This is a genomic window from Nocardia sp. NPDC057668, assembly GCF_042799795.1.
Classification (GTDB): domain Bacteria; phylum Actinomycetota; class Actinomycetes; order Mycobacteriales; family Mycobacteriaceae; genus Nocardia.
Map to the genome: position 1 here is coordinate 452,418 of NZ_JBHVIC010000005.1, position 24,398 is coordinate 476,815.

At 68.0% G+C, this 24,398-nt stretch carries 28 protein-coding genes; 7 read left to right on the top strand and 21 right to left on the bottom strand.

The annotated features are described in order from the left end of the window. Positions 1-5: 5 nt before the first annotated feature. The 4 genes from ACFVBH_RS29480 to ACFVBH_RS29495 form a co-directional block, all read right to left on the bottom strand. The gene (locus ACFVBH_RS29480) at positions 6-3,653 is read right to left on the bottom strand and encodes an acyltransferase domain-containing protein (RefSeq protein ID WP_379006531.1); all 3,648 of its coding nucleotides are present in this window, start codon (positions 3,651-3,653) and stop codon (positions 6-8) included. Next, positions 3,646-4,962 (bottom strand): polyketide synthase, encoded by a 1,317-nt coding sequence (locus ACFVBH_RS29485; RefSeq protein WP_379006533.1) that lies wholly within the window; start codon positions 4,960-4,962, stop codon positions 3,646-3,648. Before ACFVBH_RS29485 ends, ACFVBH_RS29480 begins: the two co-directional genes overlap by 8 nt. Continuing rightward, a complete protein-coding gene (locus tag ACFVBH_RS29490) occupies positions 4,959-5,714 on the bottom strand; it encodes a thioesterase II family protein (RefSeq protein WP_379006535.1) in 756 nt (251 codons plus the stop codon). The genes ACFVBH_RS29485 and ACFVBH_RS29490 overlap by 4 nt, the downstream gene beginning before the upstream one ends. A gap of 348 nt (positions 5,715-6,062) precedes the next feature. Next, positions 6,063-7,346, bottom strand: a complete 1,284-nt coding sequence (locus ACFVBH_RS29495) for a SidA/IucD/PvdA family monooxygenase (RefSeq protein ID WP_379006537.1) — start codon at positions 7,344-7,346, stop codon at positions 6,063-6,065. A gap of 174 nt (positions 7,347-7,520) precedes the next feature. Here ACFVBH_RS29495 and ACFVBH_RS29500 point away from each other — a divergent pair, with 174 nt between their 5' ends. The 3 genes from ACFVBH_RS29500 to ACFVBH_RS29510 all read left to right on the top strand — a co-directional run bounded on the left by ACFVBH_RS29500 (position 7,521) and on the right by ACFVBH_RS29510 (position 9,754). Then, entirely contained in the window at positions 7,521-7,955 is a 435-nt protein-coding gene (locus ACFVBH_RS29500) for a TIGR03667 family PPOX class F420-dependent oxidoreductase (protein ID WP_354986641.1), read from the top strand. 19 nt (positions 7,956-7,974) lie between these two features. Further along, complete coding sequence (locus ACFVBH_RS29505) at positions 7,975-8,919, top strand: RluA family pseudouridine synthase (protein WP_379006542.1); 945 nt, start codon at positions 7,975-7,977, stop codon at positions 8,917-8,919. Positions 8,920-9,055: 136 nt separating this feature from the next. After that, entirely contained in the window at positions 9,056-9,754 is a 699-nt protein-coding gene (locus ACFVBH_RS29510; protein WP_379006946.1) for a CPBP family intramembrane glutamic endopeptidase, read from the top strand. 120 nt (positions 9,755-9,874) lie between these two features. On the opposite strand, the gene ACFVBH_RS29515 is transcribed toward ACFVBH_RS29510, so the two are convergent. The 4 genes from ACFVBH_RS29515 to ACFVBH_RS29530 form a co-directional block, all read right to left on the bottom strand. Then, positions 9,875-10,285 (bottom strand): hypothetical protein, encoded by a 411-nt coding sequence (locus ACFVBH_RS29515; protein WP_354986643.1) that lies wholly within the window; start codon positions 10,283-10,285, stop codon positions 9,875-9,877. A gap of 194 nt (positions 10,286-10,479) precedes the next feature. After that, positions 10,480-12,639 carry an MMPL family transporter gene (locus ACFVBH_RS29520; protein ID WP_379006546.1) on the bottom strand — a complete coding sequence of 720 codons (2,160 nt, stop codon included), beginning with the start codon at positions 12,637-12,639 and terminating at the stop codon, positions 10,480-10,482. 51 nt (positions 12,640-12,690) lie between these two features. Further along, positions 12,691-13,248, bottom strand: coding sequence for an EXLDI protein (locus tag ACFVBH_RS29525; RefSeq protein WP_379006548.1), 558 nt, complete (start codon positions 13,246-13,248; stop codon positions 12,691-12,693). Between the two features lie 290 nt (positions 13,249-13,538). Further along, on the bottom strand, positions 13,539-14,501 hold the full coding sequence (locus ACFVBH_RS29530) for a LysR substrate-binding domain-containing protein (RefSeq protein ID WP_354986646.1): 963 nt from the start codon (positions 14,499-14,501) through the stop codon (positions 13,539-13,541). 71 nt (positions 14,502-14,572) lie between these two features. On the opposite strand from ACFVBH_RS29530, the gene ACFVBH_RS29535 reads away from it, so the two are divergent. After that, positions 14,573-15,007, top strand: coding sequence for a DUF5997 family protein (locus ACFVBH_RS29535; protein WP_379006551.1), 435 nt, complete (start codon positions 14,573-14,575; stop codon positions 15,005-15,007). A 61-nt stretch (positions 15,008-15,068) separates the two neighbouring features. Here the strand turns inward: ACFVBH_RS29535 and ACFVBH_RS29540 are convergent, their stop codons facing one another. After that, a complete protein-coding gene (locus tag ACFVBH_RS29540; protein WP_379006553.1) occupies positions 15,069-16,265 on the bottom strand; it encodes an MFS transporter in 1,197 nt (398 codons plus the stop codon). Between the two features lie 134 nt (positions 16,266-16,399). Between ACFVBH_RS29540 and ACFVBH_RS29545 the strand changes: the two genes are divergently transcribed. Further along, on the top strand, positions 16,400-16,861 hold the full coding sequence (locus ACFVBH_RS29545; RefSeq protein WP_354986649.1) for a MarR family transcriptional regulator: 462 nt from the start codon (positions 16,400-16,402) through the stop codon (positions 16,859-16,861). Positions 16,862-16,916: 55 nt separating this feature from the next. Continuing rightward, complete coding sequence (locus tag ACFVBH_RS29550; RefSeq protein WP_354986650.1) at positions 16,917-17,339, top strand: pyridoxamine 5'-phosphate oxidase family protein; 423 nt, start codon at positions 16,917-16,919, stop codon at positions 17,337-17,339. Positions 17,340-17,429: 90 nt separating this feature from the next. Here ACFVBH_RS29550 and rpsQ read toward each other — a convergent pair whose 3' ends face one another. From rpsQ to rpsJ, 11 genes are read right to left on the bottom strand one after another with little or no spacing between them, the layout of a single operon-like run. After that, positions 17,430-17,726 carry a 30S ribosomal protein S17 gene (gene rpsQ, locus ACFVBH_RS29555; RefSeq protein ID WP_354986651.1) on the bottom strand — a complete coding sequence of 99 codons (297 nt, stop codon included), beginning with the start codon at positions 17,724-17,726 and terminating at the stop codon, positions 17,430-17,432. After that, positions 17,723-17,962, bottom strand: coding sequence for a 50S ribosomal protein L29 (gene rpmC, locus ACFVBH_RS29560; RefSeq protein ID WP_354986652.1), 240 nt, complete (start codon positions 17,960-17,962; stop codon positions 17,723-17,725). The genes rpsQ and rpmC overlap by 4 nt, the downstream gene beginning before the upstream one ends. Next, on the bottom strand, positions 17,962-18,378 hold the full coding sequence (gene rplP / locus ACFVBH_RS29565; protein ID WP_354986653.1) for a 50S ribosomal protein L16: 417 nt from the start codon (positions 18,376-18,378) through the stop codon (positions 17,962-17,964). Before rplP ends, rpmC begins: the two co-directional genes overlap by 1 nt. A 3-nt stretch (positions 18,379-18,381) precedes the next feature. Beyond that, a complete protein-coding gene (gene rpsC, locus ACFVBH_RS29570; RefSeq protein WP_354986654.1) occupies positions 18,382-19,188 on the bottom strand; it encodes a 30S ribosomal protein S3 in 807 nt (268 codons plus the stop codon). Further along, entirely contained in the window at positions 19,189-19,590 is a 402-nt protein-coding gene (gene rplV, locus ACFVBH_RS29575) for a 50S ribosomal protein L22 (RefSeq protein WP_354986655.1), read from the bottom strand. It lies immediately after the preceding gene. Further along, on the bottom strand, positions 19,587-19,868 hold the full coding sequence (gene rpsS, locus ACFVBH_RS29580) for a 30S ribosomal protein S19 (protein WP_327143669.1): 282 nt from the start codon (positions 19,866-19,868) through the stop codon (positions 19,587-19,589). The genes rplV and rpsS overlap by 4 nt, the downstream gene beginning before the upstream one ends. A gap of 14 nt (positions 19,869-19,882) precedes the next feature. Next, the gene (rplB, locus tag ACFVBH_RS29585; protein WP_354986656.1) at positions 19,883-20,713 is read right to left on the bottom strand and encodes a 50S ribosomal protein L2; all 831 of its coding nucleotides are present in this window, start codon (positions 20,711-20,713) and stop codon (positions 19,883-19,885) included. 32 nt (positions 20,714-20,745) lie between these two features. After that, positions 20,746-21,051: a 50S ribosomal protein L23 gene (gene rplW, locus ACFVBH_RS29590; protein ID WP_354986657.1), complete on the bottom strand. Its 306-nt coding sequence runs from the start codon at positions 21,049-21,051 to the stop codon at positions 20,746-20,748. Beyond that, positions 21,048-21,719: a 50S ribosomal protein L4 gene (gene rplD, locus ACFVBH_RS29595; protein ID WP_354986658.1), complete on the bottom strand. Its 672-nt coding sequence runs from the start codon at positions 21,717-21,719 to the stop codon at positions 21,048-21,050. The genes rplW and rplD overlap by 4 nt, the downstream gene beginning before the upstream one ends. Continuing rightward, positions 21,716-22,381: a 50S ribosomal protein L3 gene (gene rplC, locus ACFVBH_RS29600; protein ID WP_354986659.1), complete on the bottom strand. Its 666-nt coding sequence runs from the start codon at positions 22,379-22,381 to the stop codon at positions 21,716-21,718. Before rplC ends, rplD begins: the two co-directional genes overlap by 4 nt. Positions 22,382-22,395: 14 nt before the next feature. Next, the gene (gene rpsJ / locus ACFVBH_RS29605) at positions 22,396-22,701 is read right to left on the bottom strand and encodes a 30S ribosomal protein S10 (protein ID WP_003938093.1); all 306 of its coding nucleotides are present in this window, start codon (positions 22,699-22,701) and stop codon (positions 22,396-22,398) included. Between the two features lie 518 nt (positions 22,702-23,219). On the opposite strand from rpsJ, the gene ACFVBH_RS29610 reads away from it, so the two are divergent. Further along, entirely contained in the window at positions 23,220-23,696 is a 477-nt protein-coding gene (locus tag ACFVBH_RS29610) for a hotdog fold domain-containing protein (RefSeq protein ID WP_354986660.1), read from the top strand. Positions 23,697-23,835: 139 nt separating this feature from the next. Here the strand turns inward: ACFVBH_RS29610 and ACFVBH_RS29615 are convergent, their stop codons facing one another. Further along, entirely contained in the window at positions 23,836-24,396 is a 561-nt protein-coding gene (locus ACFVBH_RS29615; RefSeq protein ID WP_379006566.1) for an LppA family lipoprotein, read from the bottom strand. Positions 24,397-24,398: the final 2 nt, after the last annotated feature.

The window sequence follows — 24,398 nt, forward strand, 5'->3', positions numbered from 1 at the left end:
GCCCCTCAGCGCTGGATGGTGTTCTGTGCCATGAGCGATACGACGTCGTCGAACGACGCGCCGCCCAGAATCGCCGCGACCGGCAGGTCTCGGTCCAGGACCGATCGCACGCGTTTGCGGAAGTCCAGGGCCTGCAACGAATCCAGGCCCAGGGCGACCAGTGGAATGGAACGGTCGAGGTGCTCGCCGGGCGCCACGCCCATGACGCGTTCGAGTTCGGTGAGCACCCGATCGGCGAGCGGGCGGGTGTCGGCCGGAACCGGAACGCCCGCCGCGGCCGACCGTCCCTCGTGGCCGGAGGCGTCCGGTCCTGGAACCGCGTGCGGCAACGATCCGTTCACGGTTTCGGACGTCCGGTTGGGCATCGACTGTCCGCCCGGTGCCCCCAGGGCCGCCGCCCCAGTCCCCGGCTGTCCGGCCGAAGAGTCGGCCCGGCCGGTCACAGCTCCGGGCCGAGCGAAGCCGGTATCGAACGGCTCGGCCGCCGGATTCCGCTGCCCAGCCGCCTGTTCCGGAGGGTCGGGAACCAGTGCGAGCAGCGGGGCCTGACCGAACGCATCGAGCACATCGCGCAACGTGGGCCAGTCGGCGGAGATGATCACCGCGTCGGCGGGCGCGCCGGTGAGACCCGCGGCAATCGCGTCCGGTGGATTCATCGGGTACACACCGGCTCCCGAGACCCGGGCGAAACCGTCGGCGTCGAGCGGGCCCGCCTCGCTCCACAGGCTCCATTGCAGGGCTACTGCGTCCAGGCCGTCCGCACGCAGCCGCCGCGCGGTCACGTCGAGCAGGCGGTTGGCCGCCGCGTACAGGGCCTGGCCCCGGCCACCGATGGTCGCGGCCAGCGAAGAGCACAGCACGATGCGGCAGGTGGGGGTACGCGCGACCGTGGCCAGGACCGATTCCAGCCCGATCACCTTGGCGGCCGTGGCGGCGACGACCAGGTCTGGGCCGATGTCCGCGAGATCGGCGGCCACGTAGCCGACCGCCGCGTGAATCAGCAGGCTCACCGGCCGCGCGGCGGATGCGCCGGCGAACAGCGCGAGCGCCGCGGGATCGACGACGTCGCACGCCGCCACCTCGATCTCGGTGCGCCCGATTCCGCGCAGTCGGACGAGATCGGCTGCTATGGAAGGAGATTCACCGGTGCGGCTCAGCAGTGTCACCCGGATTGCACCGGCCCGCGCGAAATGCTCTGCGAACAACAGCCCGAGTTTTCCCGTACCGCCCACGATCAAGACGTGGCCGAGATCCGCCGCCGGGCCGGGCGCGGAGTCGTCGGGCACCAGGCGTTTGACGAACACCTTCTCCGCACGCAGCGCCATCTCCGACTCACCGGCCGTATGCAGCGCACCGATCGCCCGGGCGGCCTGCTCGATCCCGGACCCCGCCGACAGGTCCAGATGCCGGACCCGCGCACCCGGCAGTTCGGCCCCCGCACAGCGGAATCCGGCGGCAGCCGCGGCGAGGTACGGGGAGAGACCGTCTTCCCCGGACGTCACCGTCTCACCACCAACGGTGATCAGCCACAGCTCACGGTGCAGCGCTGCCGCTCGCCCATTCACCGCAGCCGGTGTTTCCGCACTCGCGCCGCGGTCATCACGGCTCAGATCGGTGCCGCCCGCAACGACCGGCACAGCCGAATTCCGTCCCGCCCGCGCGCCCGGCACTGCACCGGCAGGACCGTCGCCGGACGTCTGGACGGTGTGGCCCGCCATCGGGACGTCCTTGGTCCCGCGATCATTTTCCGGTCCCGCCCCGCTCCGCCAACTCGAGGGCGAGGCCGGTCGCGCGCCCCTCTGTCTCACATCGCTTGCAAGCCCGGCCGCAGCGACCGGCTCATCGGCATCGCAGGGGGCGGCCCACCGCGTCGGCCGGAAGTCGTTCTGCGGGAACGCCGGCTTTCCAGCGGCGGCTGAGAACGCAGTAGCCGCCGGAATCCAACGCGATTCGGCGAAGAAGGTCGCCAAGAGGTCGGTGTTCGCGCCGGTCGCGGTGGCGGACGGCGCGGAGAGCAGGATTGCAAGGGTGTCGTAGGCACTCAGGTCGGATTCGTTCTCCGACAGCACCTCTGCGCTGGCTCCATATCGATCGGCGGAGCGCACCAGGGCGGCGGTCAGCTCCGCGCAGTCATCCGTCGGATCGATCAGGGCGATGCGGCGCGGCGGGGTCAGGGACCGCTGATTCCAGGGAATCCAGGTTTCGACCAGGCGCTGTGGGGCGGGGACCGGCGGCGGGGGCGGGTGGATTCGGCTGTCGTCGTAGCCGATCGGCGCCCACAGGCGGCGTTCGTTCATGACCGTGTGCGGGAAGTCGCGCAGCGGGAGGGCGGGGGGTTCGCCGGTGCGCAGGGCGTCCCAGTCGTAGTTCAGGTCGGCTACCGCGACCGCGGCCAGATTGCGGGTGAACTCGGTCAGGCCGGTCGCGGTGCGCAGGGAGGTGGCGAGCACCGTGTAGTCGCGCGGGCCGCGCACCGGGTCGGACGGGACCAGGGTCAGGTTCTCCTGAATCGCCAACTGCAACACGGGGTGTTCGACCACCTCGATGAAGGTGTCGATGCCGTCGGTCGCGGCCGCGACGACGGCGCGATCGAAGCGCACCCGGTTGCGCAGGTTCCAGTACCAGTACTCCTCCTGCACCAGCTCCGGAGTCAGGGGCTCGCCGAGAGTCGATCCGTAGCAGGGGATCTCGGTGGGCAGGAAGTGCTCGTGTTCCATGTCCGCGCTGAGGAAGGCGCCGAGATCCGCGCGCAATTCGGCGACGATGGAGGTGTGCGCCGGATAGGCGACCCGGATCTCACGCGCGAACCGGCCGCCGCCGGTGGCCGACACCACCAGTTCGCCGATGGTTTCGCGGGTTCCCGAGACGGCCATGATGTGCGGGGAGTTCACCACCGACAGTTCGGCCCAGCCCGAATGCCGGGCCAGCAGCGCCTCGCACTCCTCGCGATCCATGGCCAGCACCGCCATGGAGTAGCCGCGCGGCGACAGCCGCTCGACCAGCCGGGAGCGATGCGTCACCACCAGGACCGCGTCGTGCAGCGACATCACCGCCGACACCGCGCCGGCAGCCAGTTCGCCCTGGCTGTGACCGATGGTGGCGGCCGGGTGCACCCCGGCGGCCCGCCACATCGCGGCCAGCCCGATCATGTGGAACATCAAGGCGGGCTGCACTTCCCACACCTCGTCTCGGAACCGGCCCTCGTCGCCGAGCAGATAGTGCAGCGGCTGGTTCTGGCCGAATCGCGCGGCGTGCAGGGCGGCGCAGGCATCGACGGCGGCCCGATAGGCCGGGGAGAGTTCGTAGTACAGCCCGCCCATGCCGGGGCGCTGGCCGCCCTGGCCGGGGAAGACGAAGCCGATGCGGCGCGCCGTGGCGGGCCCGTCGCCGGCCGCCACCAGCGGATGGGGCACGCCCGCGGTGATGGCGCGCAGGGCCTGCAGCAGGTCGGACCGGGTTGTCACCATGGCCAGTGCCCGATGGCGGCGCACGGTTCTGGTGCGGAAGAGCATGTCCGACACCCGATCCGGGTTGACCGCGGCGTGGGACTCCAGGTACCCCGCCACGGCGGCGGCTTCGGCGCGCAGGCCCGGTCCGGTATCGGAGGACAGCGGGACCGGGATGCTCCCGTCGGGCAGTCGGTGGCTAGACATCGCTCTCCCGCGGGACCGGCATGCCGATGATGGCGTGCGCGTTGGTGCCCGAGACGCCGAAGGACGACACCGCGGCGTAGCGGCAGTCGTCGATCGGCTCCCAGTCCGTCAGCTCGGTGGCCAGCCGTAAACCGGCTGTATCCCAGTCGATTTCCGCGGTGGGACGGTCGGCGAACAGCGAGGGCGCGACCTGCCCGTGCAGGCCGCACAGCAGCACCTTGATCAGCCCCAGCATGCCCGCGGCCGCCTGGGCGTGACCGGTGTTGGACTTCACCGAACCCAGGTACGGGCCCGCGCCGCCCGCGCTCCCGTAGGTGCCGGCCAAGGCGGCCAGCTCCAGCGGATCGCCGACCGGTGTCCCGGTCCCGTGACCCTCGACGACCCCGACCCGATCCGGCGCGACCCCGGACGCGGCCAGCGTGCCGCGAATCAGGCGCTCCTGCGCGGCGGCGCTCGGCACCGCGAGCGGCGCACCGCCGCCGTTGTGGTTCACCCGCGAACCCAGCAGGCGCCCGTACACCCGGTGCCCGCGCGCCGCCGCCCGCGATTCCCGTTCCAGCACGACCACTCCCGCACCCTCGCCCCACAGCGTTCCGGTGGCGTCGGCGGCGTAGGGGCGGCAGTGCCCGTCGGCGGCGAGGGCGTTGTTCCTGGCGAACTCGTAGAACGCGCCCGGCGAGCCCATGACGCAGACCCCGCCCGCCAGCGCCCAGTCGCACTCGCCCGCGCGAATGGCCGCTGCGGCCTGATGCACCGCGGTGAGCGAGGAGGCGCAGGCGGTATCGACGCTGATGGACGGCCCGAGCAGACCGAACGCGTGCGAGATCCGACCGGCCACCGCGCCCTGTGCGGCGCCGGTGACGCGATAGCCGTTGAACTCGTTGATCTCCGAGGCGCGCGGTCCGTACTCCATGGTGGAGACGCCCATCCAGCACCCGGCCGAATCACCTTCCAGTGCAGCCGGATTCATTCCCGCGTGCTCGAGGGCGCGCCAGGCCACCCGCAGCGCCACGCGCTGTTGCGGATCCATCGCGACGGCCTCACGCGGGGTGATGCCGAAGAAGAGCGGATCGAATTCGGCGGCGGCGGTGAGGAATCCACCGGCGTCGCACACCGTCCCCCAGCTCTCGCGCTCACCCAGGCCCAAGACCTCGGCGAGCGGCCATTCCCGATCGCGCGGGAACGCGCCGATCAATTCCCGGCCCCCGGCCAGCGCGGCCCAGAACTCCGCCGGTGTGCCGACCCCGCCGGGCGCTTCGACCCCGATACCCGCGATCACGATGGGATCGCCCGGATCGGCCCCGCTCACGCGACCCCGCTCGATTGCGGGACCAGCAGATCGGCGATGCCCGCGGCGTGCTCGTCGATGTAGAAGTGCCCGCCCGCGAACAGCGTCACCCGCAATCCACCGGCGGTGTGCGGTTCCCACGCGTACAGCGCACGGGGCGAGACGAATTCGTCCTCGTCACCACCCAGGGCCACGATCGGGGCGCGCACGGCGATGCCGGGGGCACACGAGTAGGCATCGAAGGCGCGGTAGTCGGCCTTCATGACCGGCAGCGCCATGCGCAGCAGTTCCCGGCTGGCCAGCACCTCGGCGCCGGTGCCGTTGAGCGCGGACAGATGATCGAGCAGTTCCTCGTCACCGGTGGGGTGCGGGGGCAGTTCGGCGATGAGCGCGGGCGCGGCCGAGGACGAGACCGCCAGCAGGCGCACGCCCACCCCGGCGGCCTCGGCCAGGCGGGCGAACTCGAACGCCGCGACCGCGCCCATGCTGTGCCCGAACAGGGTCAGCGGCGCACCGGTGTGATGCGGTGAGCGATGAAAGGCCGAGAATGCCCCGGCGGCAAGCTCGTTCAACGTCGGCGCGGCCGCCTCCCGGGCGCGGTCCTGGCGACCCGGGTACTGGAACACCACGGTGTCGAAGTGCGGGGCCAGCGATTTGGCAAAAACTCGATAAGCCGACGCGCCGGCGCCCGCGTGCGGGAAAATCAGCAGCGGCGGGCAGCGATCGGAACCCGGAGCCTGAAATTGCCTGATCCATCCGAGTTCCCTTGGCATTGGTCATCTCTCCTGCACGCCGCCCACCGCACGCGGCATCATCGGTTCACCTGCCCCCCGGCGCCCGGGCAGTGCAACGCCCCCGAGTTAGTATAGGCTACCCTTACCACTCTTTGGGATAATTCGGTTGAGCAGGGCGAATCTCGCGTAATTCACACAGTGATTCAGCGGCCCGCAATTCACCGCCGTGCGGATTTCACCCGCGCCGGCGCCGGAATAATGTGGGCGGCTACGCAATTCGCCCGCGATAGCGCATCGCGGTTGCCGCCACCGGCCGTAGCCGGACGTTCGCCGACAGCCTGCGAGCGCGGGCCGCGGGCTCGGCGCGCACCGCGAACCGGCCCACGGCTACCGATTCAGCCCGGCACGCTCACGCGCTCCGGGCCGCCGCCGCGCCGGATCCGGGCGCAGCACCCGATCCGAAAGTTCGCCCAGGCAACTGAGATTCGGGAAGCCCGGCCCCTGCGCGAGCGCGGCCATGTTGGGCAGGTACAGCTTGGCGTCCAGTCCGGACACCGCCAGGTCGTAGCCGATGGCGTTCTCGATGCGCGCCTGGGTGAGCGGTCCGCCCACGGCCAGCTCGAGCAGATCGGTCGCGCTCGCGTCGAACAGGTCCAGGAACCACAGCGGTTGCCCGCCGGTCGCGTCGACCACGAGATCGAAGGTGTGCACCTGATCCGCGCGCCGCTCATTGGCCAGGGTGAGCGCGACCCGGCCGTCCTGATCGGCCATCGCCGTCACCCTGCCCTGGAGATGGTGAACCCGGTTGTCGCCCAGCAGCGTTTCCTGCACGCGGACGGAGAACACCCCGCGATCGGTCCGCCGGATCACATCGCGGCGCTCCTCGGCGCCGAGCGTGCTCCACTTCGTCGGATCGCTGTACAGCGAGTTCTCGAAGAAGCTCTCGCCGCGGGTGTACAGCGTGGCGTTCGGCGAAATGACCGAGACCGTGAGCATTTCGTGCCGGACCAGCTCGTCCAGGGCCGAGCCCGCCGTCTCGCCGCCTCCGATGACCGCCGCCCGCGAGGACGGGGGCAGCAGTCGCCGTCCCGCCAGATCCCAGAAGCGCTGAATGCTGAGCACCTTCGGATGCGTGGTGAAGGCCCGATCGCTGCGACCCGGGCCGGTGATCATCACGGCGTCACAGTCGATTTCGCTGCTGCCGCCGCCGGCATCGGTGACCGTGACGAGCCAGCCGTCCGCGGCGGCGGCGATGCCGGTGACGCTGCCCGCGATCAACTCCATGTCGGTCTTGCGGCCCACCCACTGCAGATACCTGGCCCAGACGTGATGCTGGGGCGCGGGGCGGCCGCGATCGATCCACTCGGCGTAGGTGCCGTGCTCGATCAGGAAGGCGTTCCAGCTGAAATCGCGCATGGCCGCGTCGATCTCGCGATTGCGGCCGCGCGCCCACGTGGAGTGGTACGGGAAGCCGACGTCCTTCTCCGGGCTCGTGCCGAGTCGATGCTGACCGTCCGTCCAGCCTCCGCTGGGCAGCCAATTGCCGCCCACCGCATGCGATTCCACCACGATCACGCGTGGTGCGGGCAACCCGATCGCCCGCAACGCCTGCGACTTCGCCGCCACGGCAAGGGCTTTCGGACCTGCCCCGACCACCAGAACTGTGTCCACCGGTTCTCCCGCCTGTCACGGTTGCCCACTGTTGTCCACAGCGGGTAACCCACCGCCCCGGCTATATTTGCATAGGCTTACCTTATTTTGTGGGGCCACGTTCGGGATACGCCAGTAAAGAATCCGCATCGCCGATCCGGAATCGCCGCGACCGCACCCGCGTTGTCGCCTGATATGACCACTCACGCACCGCTCATCGACGCCGCCACCGATTTCGGCGCCCGCGTCGCCGCGCGCCTGCAGCGCGACAATGTCATCTGGCTCACCACGACCGCCGCCGACGGCACCCCGCAGCCCAACCCGGTCTGGTTCCTCTGGAACGGAACCGAGTTCCTGATCTTCAGCAAGCCCGGGCAGGCCAAGGTGCGCAACCTCACCCGGCAGCCGCGCGTATCGCTCAACCTCAACTCCACCTTCGACGGCGGCGACTTCGCCATCTTCGTCGGCGACGCGCACATCGCCGCGCAGCCCGCCACCCCCGGCGAGATCGCCGACTACACCGAGAAGTACACCGGCGGGCTCGCGAGCCTGAACTTCACCGCCGAGCAGTTCTTCGGCGAGTACAACACGCTGATCCGCATCACTCCCGACAAACTGCGCGGGTACTGACCCCACTAGGGTCCTAGCGGTGAGACGCAGGCAGCAGCCGCCGCTACCCAAGCGGCACGGGTTGGACCCGGCGCGGCTGCGGCTGCCCGAGGACGGCGAGTGGACGACCATCCGCGACCATCTCGTGGAACGCCTGCCGCGCGTGGATCCCGCGCGCATCGACGAACTGCTGCGCACCGGCGGCATCGTCGACCTGGACGGGCCCATCGCGCCGGACGCGCCCTACGTGCCCGGCGGCGCGGTCTGGTTCCACCGGGATCTGCCCGACGAGGCCGAGGTGCCGTTCGAGATCGGCATCGTGCACCGCGACGAGCGGCTGCTCGTCATCGACAAACCGCACTTCCTGTCCACGATTCCGCGCGGGCAGCACATTCTGCAGACCGCGCTGGTGCGCCTGCGCCGCGACCTCGACCTGCCCGATCTGGTGCCCGCGCACCGGCTCGACCGGGTCACCGCCGGACTGGTCATGTTCATCGTCGACCCGGCCGCGCGCGGCGCGTATCAGACCATGTTCCACCGCCGCGTGGTGCACAAGGAGTACGAAGCCGTCGCGCCGTTCGACCCCGCGCTCGAACTGCCGCGCACGGTGGTGAGCCGCATCGTCAAGGAACGGCAGATCCTCAAGGCGTACGAGGAGCCCGGCGAGCCCAATGCCGAGACCCGGATCGAGCTGCTCGACCAGCGCGACGGACTGGGCCGATACCGGCTGCTGCCCGCCACCGGCCGCACCCATCAGCTCCGATTGCACATGAACGGCCTGGGTATCCCGATCCTGGGCGACGACTTCTATCCCGAACTCACCGACAAACCGGTCGATGACTACACCCGTCCACTCCAGTTGCTCGCCTGCGCACTCGAATTCACCGATCCGCTGACCGGCGACCCGCGCCGCTTCGAAACCGCCCGCACCCTGCAGGCCTGGGACGACCTCGCCGGGTGGAACGGAACAGCGGAAACCGGCTGATCCGATCGAACCGAGCGGTATTACGCACATTCGAAGTGCGCTCTAAGAATTGCTACGTACACTGGCCGAGATGTCTCGAAACGATAACGGTGCGGTCGCTGTCCTGTCGGCCCCGACCGAACAGCCGCGCCACCGCATGCACGCGTATATCGATGTGGCGGTCGTTGTCGTCGTCTTGACCTGCACGAATCTCATAGCGCACTTCACCACGCCCTGGGCGAGCATCGTCTCGGTACCGATTGCCGCGGTTGTGCTGCTGGCCATGGTCCGGCGCAGGGGGCTGGCCTGGTCCGAACTCGGGCTCTCCCCGCGGCACTGGCGGCGGGGGTCGCTCTGGGCGCTGGGGGCGGTGGGACTCGTTCTCACGGTCGTCGCCATCGGCGCGATCCTGCCGATCACCCGGCCGTTCTTCCTGGCCGATCGCTACGCCACCATCTCCGGCGCGCTCATCGCGTCGATGATCGTCATTCCGCTGCAGACGGCCATCCCGGAAGAGCTCGCCTTCCGCGGCGTCCTGCACGGAACCCTCGATCGCGCCTACGGGGCGCGCGGCGTATTCGCGGCCGGATCAATGCTTTTCGGGCTCTGGCACATCGCGTCCTCGCTCGGTTTGACCAGCGGGAACAAGGGACTGAGCGGATTTCTGGGCGGCGGGGTCGCCGGTCAGATCGCGGGTATCGCGCTCGCGGTGGTCGCCACCGCGGCAGCCGGTGCCGTATTCACCTGGCTGCGGCGACGCAGCGGGAGCCTGCTCGCACCCATCGCACTGCACTGGTCGGTGAACGGCGCCGGCGCGCTGGCCGCGGCCGTGGTCTGGCACACGACCCTCAGCTGAGGACGGTTCCCGGACAACGGGGAGGGCCAGGCTGACTAGGGAACAGAGGAATGGCGTCAGCCTGGCCCGGGACGGTTCGCCGTGGTCGGGCCACAGCGAACCGGGTCTTGGAGGCCGCGCCTACGAACCCAGGAAGCCCAGCGGGCTCGCGCCGCAGGTGGCACTGCCGGTCAGGGTCGGCTGCAGCACGTTCACCTTCAGCTCCCACGCCGAGCCCTGCAGCGTCGAAATGGTGTGCGTCCCGGCCTTCTTCGGCGTCCACTGAATGGTGGCCTTGCCGCCGGACGGCTTCACGGGGCTGCCGGAGATGACCAGGCCGTCCACGTAGAACCACGCCTCGAACCAGTGGTCGTAGGTCGCGGTGATCTCGTAGGTGCAGGCCGCGTAGATCTTGTCGGCGTTCACCGAGATGCCGGTGGGGACCGCGCCCGCGTAGGGGGCCGCCATCGCCGCCGAACAGCCCAGCGCGGCCAGGGCCGTGGCGCCCGCGCCGACCCGACGGGCGATGCGCTTGTGCACGGACTGCTTCATGTCACTCCTCGATGCCTGCCCGCGTTGTGCGCGGTCGGCGAACTGTATCGGTTGTCCAGTTCACTATGGGGCACTTTGCCCGAAAAACTGAAACGAGTTCCTGTCAAACATCCCCGACCTGCGTGAACAACCGACCGCACACGGCGAAACGGGCCCGCCTCCCGAGGGAAGCGGGCCCGATCACGGGTGCGGAGCTACCGGTGTGCGGCGTCCCGATCCGCATCCGCGGACTTGCCCAGGGTCACCGTCGTGGTGTTCGGCCGGGCGTCGCCGCCGTGCCCGGGCCACCACGCGGCGCGACCGATGAGCGCGGTCACCGCCGGGGTGAAGAACATGGCCATCACGAACGCCGCGATGGCGATGCCGACCGAGATGGCGAAACCCATCTGCGAGAGCACGTTGTTGCCCGCCAGCATCATCGAGGCGAAGGTGCCCGCCAGGATGACACCGGCCGCGGCGACGGTCGGGCCGGCGTGCTTGAACGCCAGCGCCGCCGCCCGGTGCGGATCGTGGCCCTCGCGGGCCTCCTCGCGCAGGCGCGCCACCATGAGGATGTTGTAGTCCGTGCCGAGTGCGACCACGAACAGGTACATGATGATCGGCAACGTGAAGATCAAGCCCGAATCACCCTGCAGGTGCTGGAACACCAGCACCGCCGCGCCGAGCGTGGCCGCGAAGCCCAGGAACACCGAGGCCATCAGGTACCAGGGCGCCACCAGACTGCGCAGCAGCAACCCGAGCACGATCATGATGAGCACCGCCGCCACCGGGAAGACCACCCGATAGTCCCGATTCATGGCCGCCTGGAAATCGACGAAGATCGAGGTCATACCGCCCACCACCGCCGTGGTGCCGGCCGGCGCCGCGTCGTGCGCGGTGGTGCGCAGCGGGCCCTTCATGGTGTCGGCCGCCGCGTCGGATTCGGGTGCGTCGGTGAGCGTCACCTGATATTCGGCCACGGCCTTGTCCTCGGACAGCACCGGCTCGCCGACCTGGCCGACGCCCGGGACCGCCGCCAGCGCGGTGCGATACGCGCCGAGCTGATCCGCGCCCAGCGCGCCCTGATCCGCGCTCAGGTAGACCTGCGAGGGCTGGGTGCTGCCCGCGGGCATGCCCTTGAGCAGTTCCTCGCCGTAGATCGTGGACTCGGACGCGCTCGAGGTCGAGCCCGAGGACAGATCGAAGGTCGGATTGAAGCCGAAAGCGAAGACGCCCAACAGGATCAGCACACCGCCGGACGCGACCGCGTACAGCCCGGGCCGCCTGCCCAGCGAGCTTCCGATGGCGTCGAAACGCGCGCCCGTGGGCTCGTGCTGCCACGCCTTGGACGGCCAGAAGACCTTGGTGCCCAGCAGCGAGACGATCGCCGGGATCAGGGTCAGCCCGGCCAGCAGCGCCACCGCCACCGCGATCGCCAGCGCCAGGCCCATGGACCGGAACATGCCGAGCGTGGACAGGGTGAGCGCGCCGAAGGCGATGATGACCGCCGCGGCCGCCGAGGTGATGGCCTCGCCGACCCGGGTCACCGAGCTGACCATGGCCGTCTTGGGATCCTCACCGGCCCGTAGTCGTTCGCGGTACCGGAACATCAGGAACAGGATGTAGTCGGTGCCGACGCCGAAGAGCACCACGATGAGCAGCGACTGCACCGAACTGTCGATCTTCAGATCGAAGGCCTTGCTCACGATGGCGAGCAGACCGCCGACCATGGACGAGATCCCGAAGATGACCACGATGGGCAGCAGTGCGATGACCGGACTGCGGAAGATGACGAGCAGCAGCACCAGGATCAGCACGATGGTGGCGATGGCGATGATGGCCATGCCCTTCTGGCTCGACTCCTGCTGATCCAGGCCCTGCGCGGCCGAGCCGGTGATACCGGCCTTCAGATCGGTGCCCGCGACCTGCTCCTGCAACGCGGTGCGCAGGTCCTTGACCGCGTCGCTCTGCCGGGTGTCCTCCGGACTGGTGATCTTGGTCATTCCGACCGCGACCACCTGTACCAGGCGATTCTGCGACGGCGGCGTGGCCTGAACGGTCGTGACGTCCTCGACCTTGCGTTCACCGAGCGCACCCGCGACAGCAGCCACCGATGCCGCGTCGGCGTCGGTGAGCGGACCGCCGTCGGCCCGGACGAACACGATGAGGGCGGCCGGGGTGGCGCTGTTGGGGAAGGCCCGCTGCTGCAATTCCATCGCCTGGATGGACTCGTAGTGCGAGGGCAGGAAGTCGGCTTGGTCGGTGGTCGCGGTGAGCTTCGGCGCGAGGCCTGCCACCGCGACGATGGCGATCAGCCAGACGCCGATCACCGCCCACGGTTGCGCGACGACCAGGCGTCCGAGTCGGGAGAACATGCGAAGGGTCCCTTCGGGGTTCGGCCGTACTATTCGTTTTTCGAGGCGAACTCAGATGTCGAGCACTTGGGCGGCGGGGTTCTCGAGCACATCGGCGACGATCCGGAAGACCTTCTCCGGCACCAGATCACGCAACTCCCCCGGCGCGTTCACGATGTCGACGGTGAAGTCGCCATACCCATCCTCACCGAGACCGAGCATGTCGCGCCAGTCCCGGAAACCTTTGGCCCAGTGCGTGATCGCGGAAAGGTCCGACTGGTCGGACTGCTTGCGGGCGACAGTGAACTCGGACTTCTTGTCGCGGAAGGCCCGCCGGGTGACGTTGGTGAACTCGGTCCACTCGATGTAGTGCCGGTGCACCACGAGTTTGCCCTTCCTACTCTGATACACCCGGACCACCTCGGCGCCGGCCTTGGTGACGCGGTGCGACTCGGCGAGTTCACGCCCGATGAAGGTCTGCGTCCGCGCGCCACCCGGGCCGACGCGCAGCTCGATGGTGCGCATGCCCTCGGGCAGGGTCTGGGTGACGGCGGCGCCGGAGGTGGGTTCGCCGGCTGTTTTCTGCATATCGATGTCCATGATCGCTCCCGGATTCAGTGCGTCAACCATAGGTTGACCCATGGTGAATAGTCAACAGTTGGTTGACGAAATTGTTCGCATAGATGCGCATATAGGCATGCTTGTAGAACATGGCACCGCGCTCGATTCCCCTTGCGCCACAGGGCTTCCGGATCCAGTTGGTGCCAGGGTCTCCCCTCGCCTGAAATCACTATAAGTAGACGTATACGTATAGCGCAACCCTGACGTGACCCTGAACTTTCCCGGAATCGATCCCCGAGATGATGAAAGCCCGCCGCCCCGGGGACCGGGGCGGCGGGCTCGTGTTCCGGCGGGCCGGGCTAGCGGCCTCGCTTCTTACCGGACTTCTTCTGCGCTCCAGCGCCTTTCGACTTCGCGGCGCCCGGCTGCGGCTTCTTGCCGACGGACTTCTTCGCACCGCCCGTGCGCGCCTTGGCAGGCTGCGCCCGCGCCGGCTTGCGCTGTCCCGACGGGGACCGCGAACTCTGCGCCGATCGGCCGCGCACCACGCCGACGAACTCCTCCACCAGCTCGGTGGTCGCCTCGGTCGGCCAGGCCAGGGCGATCTCGGTCTCGGGCAGGCCCATGACGGTCCGATAAACCAGATCCTTGCGGGTGTGCAGGCGCGCGATCGAATGCGGGACGATGGCGGCGCCGCTCACCGCGGCCACCAGATCCATGGTCATGGCCGCGTCGTCCAGGTCGTCGGCGTCCTGCATGCGCTCATCGGCCAGGTCGGCCAGGCCGATCTGCTCGAAGACCGAGAGCGGATGATCCTTGGGCACGACCACCACCGGCAGCTCGCGATAGAGCGGAATCACGTCCAGGCCGTCACGGTCGATGGGCAGGCGCACGAAGCACATGTCCACGGCGCGCTCACGCAGCGCCGACTCCTGCTCGCGCATGGGGACCGGGATCATCTCGGCGGGAGTGTCGGGGAAGCGCTCACGCCAGATGCGATCCCATTTGGTGACCGTCACGCCCGGCACGAATCCGACGCGCAGCCGATCACCCTGTGCGGCAACGGGTTCGGGCTCCACGACATTCGCGAGGATCTCGCGCGCCGACGCCAGCAGCTCGCCGCCGTCGGCACTGAGCTCGGTGGGCTGCGCACCGGGCACGAAGAGCTTGACGCCGAGCTCCTCCTCCAGCTCGATGACCGTCGCGCTCAGTCGCTGCCGGGAGATCCCGAGACCGCGCGCGGCGCGCGCGAAGTGCAACTCTTCCGCAACCGCCACGAACCAGCGCAGACGCGTGACATCGATCGAGGAGAAGCGGCTCATTCCACCCAGGTTATTGCACCGCGACACCGCCCTGTGCGCAGGTGCCCGGCCCGCCCCGATACCCTTGATCAGTGAGCCCGGACAAGAACAACCAGACCATGAAGCCGCTGACCGCGGCCGACAAGCTCGGCATCTACCTCCCGGCCGCGCCCGAGGAGTTCCGGAACTCACCCATCACCCGCGGCGAACTCGAGGAGCTGCGCGTCAACCCGCCGCAGTGGCTGACCGACCTGCGCGCCGCCGGCCCCTTCCCCCGCGACGTGACCGCCCGCAAACTCGGGATCTCCAACTCCGGTCTGGCCCGCGCGGGCGTCGCCGACGCGCTCACCTCCGCCGAGATCGACGCCCTGAACGCCGAGTCCCCGGACTGGCTGGTGCGCGAACGCGAGAACCTGCGCACGGTGCAGGCCGAGGCCGAGCGTGTGAAGAACAAGGATGCCGAGCGTCGCGCCGCCACCAACCGGCCCGCGAAGAACCGGTTCGGGGCGCCCGGTAAGAAGGCTTAGCCCCTGCGACCCGTGGCGCGGAGCGCGTAATGCTCTCCGCGCCACAGATATCAGCAGCCGGTCAGGAGTGGACCAGTACCTGATCTCGTTGGCCGGTGACGAGAGTTGTTGCGACGCCGCGGCGTTCGAGTGCCGCCGCCAGCACCGCCAGGGCCAGGGCGGAAGCCGCCAGGGCCGCGCCCACCCAGTTGGGGGCCGTGTAGCCCAGGCCCGCGGCGATCGTGAGGCCGCCGAGCCAGGCGGCGAGGGCGTTGCCGAGGTTGAAGGCGCCGATGTTCACCGCGGAGGCCAGGGTCGGGGCCGCCTGGGCGTGATCCAGGACGCGCTTCTGTAGCGACGGGACCGACGCGAAACCCAGTGCGCCGATGAGGAATACGGAGATCGCGGCCAGGGGCTTGCTGTGGGCGGTGACGGTGAACAGGGCCAGGGTGAGGGTCAGCGCGCCGAGGGAGATGTAGAGCATCGGCATCAGGTGACGGTCGGCGTATCTGCCGCCGACCAGGTTGCCCACCACCATGCCGAGGCCGAGCAGGACCAGCAGCCAGGGCACCGAAGTGTCCGCGAAGCCGCCGATCTCGGTCATCATCGGGGCGATGTAGGTGATGGCGGCGAAGACCGCGCCGAACCCCAGCACCGTCATGGCATTGGCCAGTAGCACCTGAATGTTCTTGAAGGCGGCCAGCTCCCGGCGCAGGCGCACCGGTTCGCGCATCGGCTGCTCGGGAACCAGTTTGGCGATGCCCACCAGCCCGACGACGCCGAGCAGGGCCACGATGGCGAAAGTGACACGCCAGCCCAGGGATTGACCGACGATCGTGCCCAGCGGAACGCCGACGACGTTGGCGACGGTCAGCCCGGTGAACATCATCGCGATGGCCCCGGCCTTCTTGTCCGGCGCGACCAGCTCGGCGGCCACCACGGCCCCGATGCCGAAGAACGCGCCGTGCGCCAGCGAGGCGACCACGCGGCCCGCCAGCATCACACCGAAGACCGGCGCGACGGCGGAGATCAGGTTTCCGGCGATGAACAGGCCCATGAGGATCATGAGCATGCGCTTGCGGGAGACGCGGGTGCCGAGCGCGGTCATGATCGGGGCGCCGGCCATGACGCCGAGCGCGTAGCCGGTGACCAGCCAGCCCGCGGTGGGAATGGAGACGCCGAAGTCACCGGCGACCTCGGGCAGCAGGCCCATGATGACGAATTCGGTGGTGCCGATTCCGAAGGCCCCGATTGCGAGAGCCAGCAGCGCGAGCGGCATGGGAACACCTTCCAGACGATTGCACTAGCTTGTTATTGCATGCACATTAGTTGCACGCGCGCTCTATATGCAAGCGCTGGCATTCGCGGAAGTCGTCTATTCTGGTACGAGCCGCTCCGAACAGAGGAAACGCCATGACCGCCACGGACCCCGCCCTGACCGCGCTCGCCCAGGGCTGGTGCGCGCTCTCGCTGCTGCACGGCCGCATCGAGGCCCATATCGAACGCGCCCTGCAGTCCGGGCACGGCCTGAGCGTGCGCGAGTACTCCCTGCTCGACGTGCTCAACCGCCAGCACACGGGCGACGGCGGCATGCTGCAGATGAAGCAGGTGGCCGACGCGGTGGTCCTGTCCCAGAGCGCCACCACCCGGCTGGTGACCCGCCTCGAGGACCGCGGCCTCCTGGCCCGCTACCTCTGCCCGCACGATCGCCGCGGCATCTACACCAACGTCACCGACGCCGGCCGCACCCTCCTGGAACAGGCCCGCCCGACCAACGACGCCGCCCTGCGCGCGGCCCTCGACGAGGCCGCCCTCTCCCCCGAACTGGCACCCCTGGTCCGCACGGTGGAGGCACTGCACACCCCGGCCCACTGACGCTCTCGGGCAAGAATTTCCGAGGGAGGCGGCTCGGTTTCAGTAGGTTGGGAACATGGCACTGACGATTGCAGATCGACAGGAATTCCTCGCGCAGCCGCTCATCGGCGCGCTCGCCGTCACCGAGAAGCCCGGGCGGGCGCCACTCAACCTGCCCATCTGGTACCAGTACACCCCCGGCGGCGATCTCTGGATCCTCACCGGACCCGAATCCCGCAAGATGCGCGCCCTGGAATCCGCGGGGCGCTTCAGCCTCATGGTGCAGGTCGTGGAACCCAGCGTCCGCTACGTGACCGTGGAAGGGCCGATCACCAAGGTCACGGTGATGACGCCCGAACAGCATCGGGAGATGGCGGAGCGCTACCTGCCGCCCGCGGCGGTGGACGAGTACCTGAAATTCGCGGAATCGCACGGTGAGCAGGTCGCCGTGTACATGACCCCCGAACACTGGCTGTCGGCCGACATGGGCAGCTTCTGAAACCGGCGACACCCTCGGATACGACGAAGGCCCGCTCCCCAATCGGGAAGCGGGCCTTCGTACTTCGACTGTCGTCGAGGTGGAACCGGCTTACTTGGCCTTCTCCAGCACCTCGACCAGACGCCAGCGCTTGGTGGCGGACAGCGGACGGGTCTCCATCAGCTGCACGCGGTCACCGACGGCGGCGATCTCGTTCTCGTCGTGCGCCTTGACCTTCGAGGTGGTCCGGATGATCTTGCCGTAAAGCTTGTGCTTCACGCGATTCTCCAGCTCGACCACGATGGTCTTGGTCATCTTGTCGGAGACGACGTAGCCGTAGCGCACCTTGCGCTGGCCACGATCCTCAACCTGCGCCGGCGTCTTGGCCGGGCCTTTTGCGTCACTCATGCCGCATCTCCCTTGCCTTCAGGACCGGTGGCCAGGCCGAGCTCGCGCTCACGCATGACCGTGTAGATGCGCGCGATCTCGTGCCGGACCACGCGCAGACGACGGTTGTTCTGCAACTGGCCCGTCGCCATCTGGAAGCGCAGGTTGAACAGCTCTTCCTTGCTTTCACGCAGTTTCGCGACGAGCTCCTCTTCGGTCAGCTCGCGCAGCTCTGCAGCCGGAGTTCCGGTAGCCATCAGAACTGCTCCTCTCGCTTCACGATCCTGCACTTCATGGGGAGCTTGTGCATCGCGCGGCGCAGGGCCTCACGAGCGGTCTCCTCATTCGGGTAAGACATCTCGAACATGACCCGTCCCGGCTTCACGTTCGCGATCCACCACTCCGGCGAACCCTTACCGGAACCCATGCGGGTTTCGGCCGGCTTCTTGGTGAGCGGGCGATCGGGGTAGATGTTGATCCAGATCTTGCCGCCACGCTTGATGTGGCGGGTCATCGCGATACGCGCCGACTCGATCTGACGGTTGGTCACGTAAGCCGGCTCCAGAGCCTGGAGGCCGTACTCACCGAACGTCACCGAGGTGCCGCCCTTGGACATGCCGGAGCGGCCCGGGTGGTGCTGCTTACGGTGCTTGACCTTGCGAGGCATCAACATAGGTCAGCCCTCCTGGGTCGTCTCTGCCGGAGCATCCGCGACAGCAGTCGCGGCACGGCCGGCTTCAGTGCTGGTGGCAGTAGTGCCCTGGGCACCCGAGCGACGCGGGCGGCTCGGCCGCTCACGACGCGGACGATCACGGTCGCCGGCGGGCGCGGCGGAGGCGGTGACCTCGCGCTTGCCACCGACGATGTCGCCCTTGTAGATCCACACCTTCACGCCGATGCGGCCGAAGGTGGTGCGGGCCTCGTACAGGCCGTAGTCGATGTCCGCGCGAAGCGTGTGCAGCGGCACACGGCCTTCGCGGTAGAACTCCGAGCGCGACATTTCGGCGCCACCGAGGCGGCCCGAGCACTGCACGCGGATGCCCTTGACGTTCGGCGAACGCATGGCCGACTGAATGGCCTTGCGCATCGCGCGACGGAACGCCACACGGTTCGACAGCTGCTCGGCCACACCCTGGGCAACGAGCTGCGCATCCGACTCGGGGTTCTTGACCTCGAGGATGTTCAGCTGCACCTGCTTGCCGGTGAGCTTCTCCAGCTCGGCACGGATGCGGTCGGCCTCGGCGCCACGACGGCCGATCACGATGCCCGGACGCGCGGTGTGGATATCCACACGGACGCGATCACGGGTGCGCTCGATCTCGACCTTCGAGATGCCCGCGCGCTCCATGCCGGTGGCAAGAAGCTTGCGGATCTTGACGTCTTCTCCGACGTATTCCTTGTACTGCTTGTCGGCGTACCAGCGCGACTTCCAGTCGGTGGTGATGCCGAGGCGGAAGCCGTGGGGATTGATCTTCTGTCCCATTTACTTCTCCCCTCCGTTCCGGCGGCTACGAGTGGCAGCGCCGACGGTGGGCACGCTCTCGACCTCGATGGTGATGTGGCTGGTGCGCTTGCGGATCCGGAACGCACGGCCCTGGGCCCGCGGCTGGAAACGCTTCATGGTCGCGCCCTCGTCGACGAAAGCCGTCGAGATGACCAGGGTGGCCGGGTTCAGGCCGAGGTTGTTGGTCGCGTTGGCGGCGGCCGAAGCCACGACCTTGGCGACCGGCTCGCTGGCGGCCTGCGGGGCGAACCGCAGGATGTTCAGCGCGTCCGCAACACTCTTGCCGCGGACCAGGTCCACAACACGACGGGCCTTCATGGGCGTCACGCGCACGTGCTTGGCGGTGGCGCGTGCGGTCTGGTTCTGAGTTTCAGTGCTCATCGCCGCTTGCTCTTCCGATCGTCCTTGACGTGGCTCTTGAACGTCCGAGTCGGCGCAAATTCACCGAGCTTGTGTCCAACCATGTTGTCCGACACGAAGACCGGGACGTGCTTGCGGCCGTCGTGCACCGAGAACGTGTGCCCGATGAAATCGGGGATGATGGTGGAACGACGCGACCAGGTCTTGATGACCTGCTTCGTGCCCTTCTCGTTCTGAACGTCCACCTTCTTGAGGAGGTGATCGTCGACGAACGGGCCCTTCTTCAGGCTGCGTGGCATTTCTAACCTCCTCCTTAACGCTTCTTGCCGCGGCGGCGGACGATGAGCTTGTCGCTCGGACGGTTGGGCTTGCGGGTGCGGCCCTCGGGCTTGCCCCACGGGGAGACCGGGTGGCGACCACCGGAGGTCTTACCCTCACCACCACCGTGCGGGTGGTCGACCGGGTTCATGACCACACCACGGACGGTCGGGCGAACGCCCTTCCACCGCATACGGCCGGCCTTGCCCCAGTTGATGTTCGACTGTTCGGCGTTGCCGACCTCGCCGATGGAGGCGCGGCAGCGCACATCGACGCGACGGATTTCGCCGGAGGGCATACGCAGGACGGCGTAGGCGCCTTCCTTACCCAGCAGCTGGATGCTCATGCCGGCCGAGCGGGCCAGCTTGGCGCCGCCACCCGGACGCAGTTCGACCGCGTGGATGGTGGTACCGGTCGGGATCGAGCGCAGCGGCAGGTTGTTGCCGGGCTTGATGTCCGCGCCGGGGCCGGACTCGATCTGCGTGCCCTGGGCAATGCCCTTGGGCGCGATGATGTAGCGCTTCTCGCCGTCCGCGAAGTGCAGCAGGGCGATGTTCGCGGTGCGGTTGGGGTCGTACTCGATGTGAGCGACCTTGGCCGGGATGCCGTCCTTGTCGAGGCGACGGAAGTCGATGACGCGGTAGGCACGCTTGTGGCCGCCACCCTTGTGCCGGGTGGTGATGCGACCCTGCGCGTTACGGCCACCGGTCTTGTGCAGCGGACGCAGCAGCGACTTCTCGGGGGTCGAACGGGTGATCTCGGCGAAGTCGGACACCGAGGAGCCACGACGACCCGGGGTTGTCGGCTTGTATTTACGAATTGCCATGAGTCTTCTCTACTTTCTGGATTCCCAGGCGCTTACGCGACCGGGCCCCCGAAGATCTCGATGGGCTTGCTGTCGGCCGAGAGGGTCACGAGCGCGCGCTTGGTGTTCTTGCGCTTGCCGTAACCGGCGCGGGTCCGCTTGCGCTTGCCCTGACGGTTAGCGGTGTTGACGCTGGTCACCTTCACGCCGAAAACCTTCTCGACGGCGATCTTGATCTGCGTCTTGTTGGAGTCCGGGTGCACGATGAAGGTGTAGGTACCCTCTTCGATCAGTCCATAGGACTTCTCGGAGATGACCGGCGCCAGCAGAATGTCGCGGGGGTCGGCGATCGTGGTCACTTGCTCTCCTCCTGTGCAGCTTCGGCAGGGCCGTGCACGAAGGCGTTGAGCGCCTCGACGGAGAAGATGACCTCATCGGCCTTCAGCACGTCGTAAGTGTTCAGCTGATCGGGAGCGATCGGGTGCACGTTCTGCAGGTTCGCAACGCTCTTCCACGCGGCGACATCTTCACGACCGATGACAACCAGGATCTGCTTGCGGCTCGAGAGCTCGGCAAGGAAGGTCTTGGCGGTCTTGGTCGACGGGGCCTGCCCGGCAACCAGTTCGGTGATGACCTGGATGCGCTCGTTGCGGGCCCGGTCGGACAGGGCGCCACGCAGTGCGGCAACCTTCATCTTCTTGGGCAGGCGCTGGGTGTAATCGCGCGGCTGCGGGCCGTGGACGGTGCCACCGCCGGCGAACTGCGGCGCACGGGTCGAGCCCTGACGGGCGCGGCCGGTGCCCTTCTGGCGGTACGGCTTACGCCCACCGCCGCGGACCTCGCCGCGGGTCTTGGTGGCGTGCGTGCCCTGGCGAGCCGCGGCCAGCTGGGCCACGACGACCTGGTGCATCAGCGCGATATTGGCGGTCACGTCGAAGATCTCCGCGGGGAGCTCGACGGTGCCCTCGGTCTTGCCGCCAACGGCCTTGACCGGGAGCGTCAGGTTGGTCTTGGTCTCGGTGCTCATGCCCGGGCACCACCCTTCACTGCACTCTTGACGATCACGACGTGGCCGCGACGGCCCGGGATCGCACCCTTGATCAGCAGCAGACCGTTCTCGGCATCCACCTTGTGGACCGTGAGGTTCTGCGTGGTCACGCGGTCGCTACCCATCCGGCCGGACATGCGCATGCCCTTGAACACGCGACCCGGGGTGGAGCAACCACCGATGGAGCCCGGACGACGGTGCACAGCCTGCGCGCCGTGCGAGGCGCCCTGGCCGGCGAAGCCGTGACGCTTCATGGTGCCGGCGAAGCCCTTGCCCTTGGAGGTGCCGGTCACGTCGACGTAGGTGCCCTCTTCGAAGGCCTCCGCGCCGATTTCCTGGCCCACCGAGAAGGAATCGACGTCAGCGACGCGGATCTCGGTGATGTGGCGACGCGGGGTGACGCCGGCCTTGGCGAACTGGCCGGAAACCGGCTTGTTCACCTTGCGCGGGTCGATGGCGCCGTAGGCGATCTGGATGGCGGCGTAGCCATCGCGCTCTGCGGTGCGGATCTGGGTCACCACGTTCGGCCCGGCCTTGACGACGGTCACCGGAACAACACGGTTCTTCTCGTCGAAGACCTGGGTCATACCGAGCTTGGTTCCCAGGATGCCGGCAGCCGGCCTGCTCTTGTTGTCAGTCATATCTGGAATCCCCGTCACTGAATGTTGACGTCGACACTGGCCGGGAGATCGATGCGCATCAGCGCGTCAACCGTCTTCGGCGTGGGGTCGAGGATGTCAATCAGCCGCTTGTGAGTACGCATCTCGAAGTGCTCGCGCGAGTCTTTGTACTTGTGCGGCGAACGGATGACGCAGTACACGTTCTTTTCGGTGGGCAACGGCACCGGGCCGACGACACGGGCACCGGTACGGGTCACCGTCTCGACGATCTTGCGCGCAGACGCGTCGATCGCCTCATGGTCGTAGGCCTTGAGCCTGATGCGGATCTTCTGTCCCGCCACGCTGAGTGTCCTTTTCTCCGCTTAACGTTTGTGCCCCAGGAACTTTCGCTCCCGAAACACCCTCATTTGCACAGTCCGAACACACGAAGACGCATCAGCCACCACACGACCGAGACCCGTGGGCCCGATCCATCGCCGCTGTTCATCTGTCATGGTTCTATCCGGTCCACGCGGTCGGGCGTGTCGCCCATCCGCTCATTCTTCGGCCTCGGAGTGAAACTCGAGCCTCGGAATCCTGTCCCGGACGCACTCCAGCCATTTCGGCGAAGTACGAGATTGGTCCTTCTCACCCGCCACCACCAGCGTCTATCCAGAAAACAGACGCAACCCGGTGCGGGCAACCTGAACAGTATGCCCCACGCCCCGGGGGGACTTCAAATCGCCCCCCACATCCATCCCGGATGGCGATGGCGCTGGTCACAGCCGCCGCGTTCGGGGGCGAATCCAACCTATAGGCAAACGCTTCCCGGGCGCGCCCGAGGGGTTCCACAGAACTTACTATTGAGTAAGATAGCGGTATGACACAAGAGACCGCCACCTACCGCGGCTGGAAGAAACTGCCGGACAACCGGCTCGGCCACACCCTGTTCTCCCTCGGCATGGTCGCGCGGGTCCCCTACTTCGGCACGATCCTGCCGACCGTCACCCGCCTCGAACCGGGCCTGTGCGAGGTCAGCGCCCCCAAGTGGTTCGGCATCCACAACCACCTGAGCACGTTCCACGCGATCGCCGCCTGCAACCTCGCCGAGGTGGCCATGGGCATGCTGTCCGAGGCAACGGTCCCCGGCACCCACCGCTGGATCCCCAAGGCGATGAACGTGCAGTACCTGGCGAAGGCGAACTCGAGCCTGCACGCGGTGGCGAAGCTCCCGGAGGTCCCGGACTTCACGGCGATCACCGAGGGCCGCGAGATCGTGGTTCCGGTGTCGATCTACGACCGCTCGGGGCTCGAGGTGGTGCACGCGGATATCACCACGTGGGTGACGCCGAAGTAGTCCCGAACCGGCGATTCTGTTGCGAGACAACAGAATCGCCAAGGCTACTCGGCGATTGAGGCCCTCTCCCCGACCAACAACAGCGCCGCCCCCTAGGACCAGCAGTACTCCGGCCAGAGCGCTTCTGCATGGCCGCCGCTCAATCCCGGTCCTTGACCTCTCGTGGGAGGCGGCAGCCGGTGTTGGAAGTGATGACCGTGGCCGCGCCGCTGCGGGCCCAGAGCACGGGGGCGTTGGAGCCGAAGTAGCGCACACCGTGGTTGCCGGCCTGCTCGGGGAAAGTTTCCACCTCGGTGGAGCCCAGCGGCGCGGCAAGCTCTTTCGCCCTCTGTGTTACGGCGGGCCACAGGTCGTCGGGAACTGGGCCCGACGCGGTGTAGTGGCGGAGGAAGAGCTTCACACCTTGGGACTTCTCGAAGGGCGGGCTGCACTCGGCACCCAGTTCGCTGTCCTTCCATTCCCACCGCAAGCCCGGTACGAGCGTGTCGATATAGGCGGCGAGCTGCAGCACCGCGGCCTCGAGTTCGGCCTTCGATTCCTCGAGCGAAGGCAGACCCGCGAGCGTTCGCTCCGCGTTGTCCGATTCCGCCCGGCTGGTCTGTTCGGCAGGGTCCGACACCGCTCGATCACATCCCGTCATGGTCAGCAGCACTGCGGCCGCAGCGACAAGTAGCCGAATTCGTTTGCGCTTCACTGTCATCG

What these genes read in the sequence shown, in the direction of transcription:
- ACFVBH_RS29480 (WP_379006531.1), bottom strand. Translation starts at nt 3,653, where the DNA reads ATGTCTAGCCACCGACTGCCCGACGGGAGCATCCCGGTCCCGCTGTCC.
- ACFVBH_RS29490 (WP_379006535.1), bottom strand. Translation starts at nt 5,714, where the DNA reads ATGCCAAGGGAACTCGGATGGATCAGGCAATTTCAGGCTCCGGGTTCC.
- ACFVBH_RS29500 (WP_354986641.1), top strand. Translation starts at nt 7,521, where the DNA reads ATGACCACTCACGCACCGCTCATCGACGCCGCCACCGATTTCGGCGCC.
- ACFVBH_RS29510 (WP_379006946.1), top strand. Translation starts at nt 9,056, where the DNA reads ATGCACGCGTATATCGATGTGGCGGTCGTTGTCGTCGTCTTGACCTGC.
- ACFVBH_RS29515 (WP_354986643.1), bottom strand. Translation starts at nt 10,285, where the DNA reads ATGAAGCAGTCCGTGCACAAGCGCATCGCCCGTCGGGTCGGCGCGGGC.
- ACFVBH_RS29520 (WP_379006546.1), bottom strand. Translation starts at nt 12,639, where the DNA reads ATGTTCTCCCGACTCGGACGCCTGGTCGTCGCGCAACCGTGGGCGGTG.
- ACFVBH_RS29525 (WP_379006548.1), bottom strand. Translation starts at nt 13,248, where the DNA reads ATGGTTGACGCACTGAATCCGGGAGCGATCATGGACATCGATATGCAG.
- ACFVBH_RS29530 (WP_354986646.1), bottom strand. Translation starts at nt 14,501, where the DNA reads ATGAGCCGCTTCTCCTCGATCGATGTCACGCGTCTGCGCTGGTTCGTG.
- ACFVBH_RS29540 (WP_379006553.1), bottom strand. Translation starts at nt 16,265, where the DNA reads ATGCCGCTCGCGCTGCTGGCTCTCGCAATCGGGGCCTTCGGAATCGGC.
- ACFVBH_RS29545 (WP_354986649.1), top strand. Translation starts at nt 16,400, where the DNA reads ATGACCGCCACGGACCCCGCCCTGACCGCGCTCGCCCAGGGCTGGTGC.
- ACFVBH_RS29550 (WP_354986650.1), top strand. Translation starts at nt 16,917, where the DNA reads ATGGCACTGACGATTGCAGATCGACAGGAATTCCTCGCGCAGCCGCTC.
- rpsQ (WP_354986651.1), bottom strand. Translation starts at nt 17,726, where the DNA reads ATGAGTGACGCAAAAGGCCCGGCCAAGACGCCGGCGCAGGTTGAGGAT.
- rpmC (WP_354986652.1), bottom strand. Translation starts at nt 17,962, where the DNA reads ATGGCTACCGGAACTCCGGCTGCAGAGCTGCGCGAGCTGACCGAAGAG.
- rplP (WP_354986653.1), bottom strand. Translation starts at nt 18,378, where the DNA reads ATGTTGATGCCTCGCAAGGTCAAGCACCGTAAGCAGCACCACCCGGGC.
- rpsC (WP_354986654.1), bottom strand. Translation starts at nt 19,188, where the DNA reads ATGGGACAGAAGATCAATCCCCACGGCTTCCGCCTCGGCATCACCACC.
- rplV (WP_354986655.1), bottom strand. Translation starts at nt 19,590, where the DNA reads ATGAGCACTGAAACTCAGAACCAGACCGCACGCGCCACCGCCAAGCAC.
- rpsS (WP_327143669.1), bottom strand. Translation starts at nt 19,868, where the DNA reads ATGCCACGCAGCCTGAAGAAGGGCCCGTTCGTCGACGATCACCTCCTC.
- rplB (WP_354986656.1), bottom strand. Translation starts at nt 20,713, where the DNA reads ATGGCAATTCGTAAATACAAGCCGACAACCCCGGGTCGTCGTGGCTCC.
- rplD (WP_354986658.1), bottom strand. Translation starts at nt 21,719, where the DNA reads ATGAGCACCGAGACCAAGACCAACCTGACGCTCCCGGTCAAGGCCGTT.
- rplC (WP_354986659.1), bottom strand. Translation starts at nt 22,381, where the DNA reads ATGACTGACAACAAGAGCAGGCCGGCTGCCGGCATCCTGGGAACCAAG.
- ACFVBH_RS29610 (WP_354986660.1), top strand. Translation starts at nt 23,220, where the DNA reads ATGACACAAGAGACCGCCACCTACCGCGGCTGGAAGAAACTGCCGGAC.
- ACFVBH_RS29615 (WP_379006566.1), bottom strand. Translation starts at nt 24,396, where the DNA reads ATGACAGTGAAGCGCAAACGAATTCGGCTACTTGTCGCTGCGGCCGCA.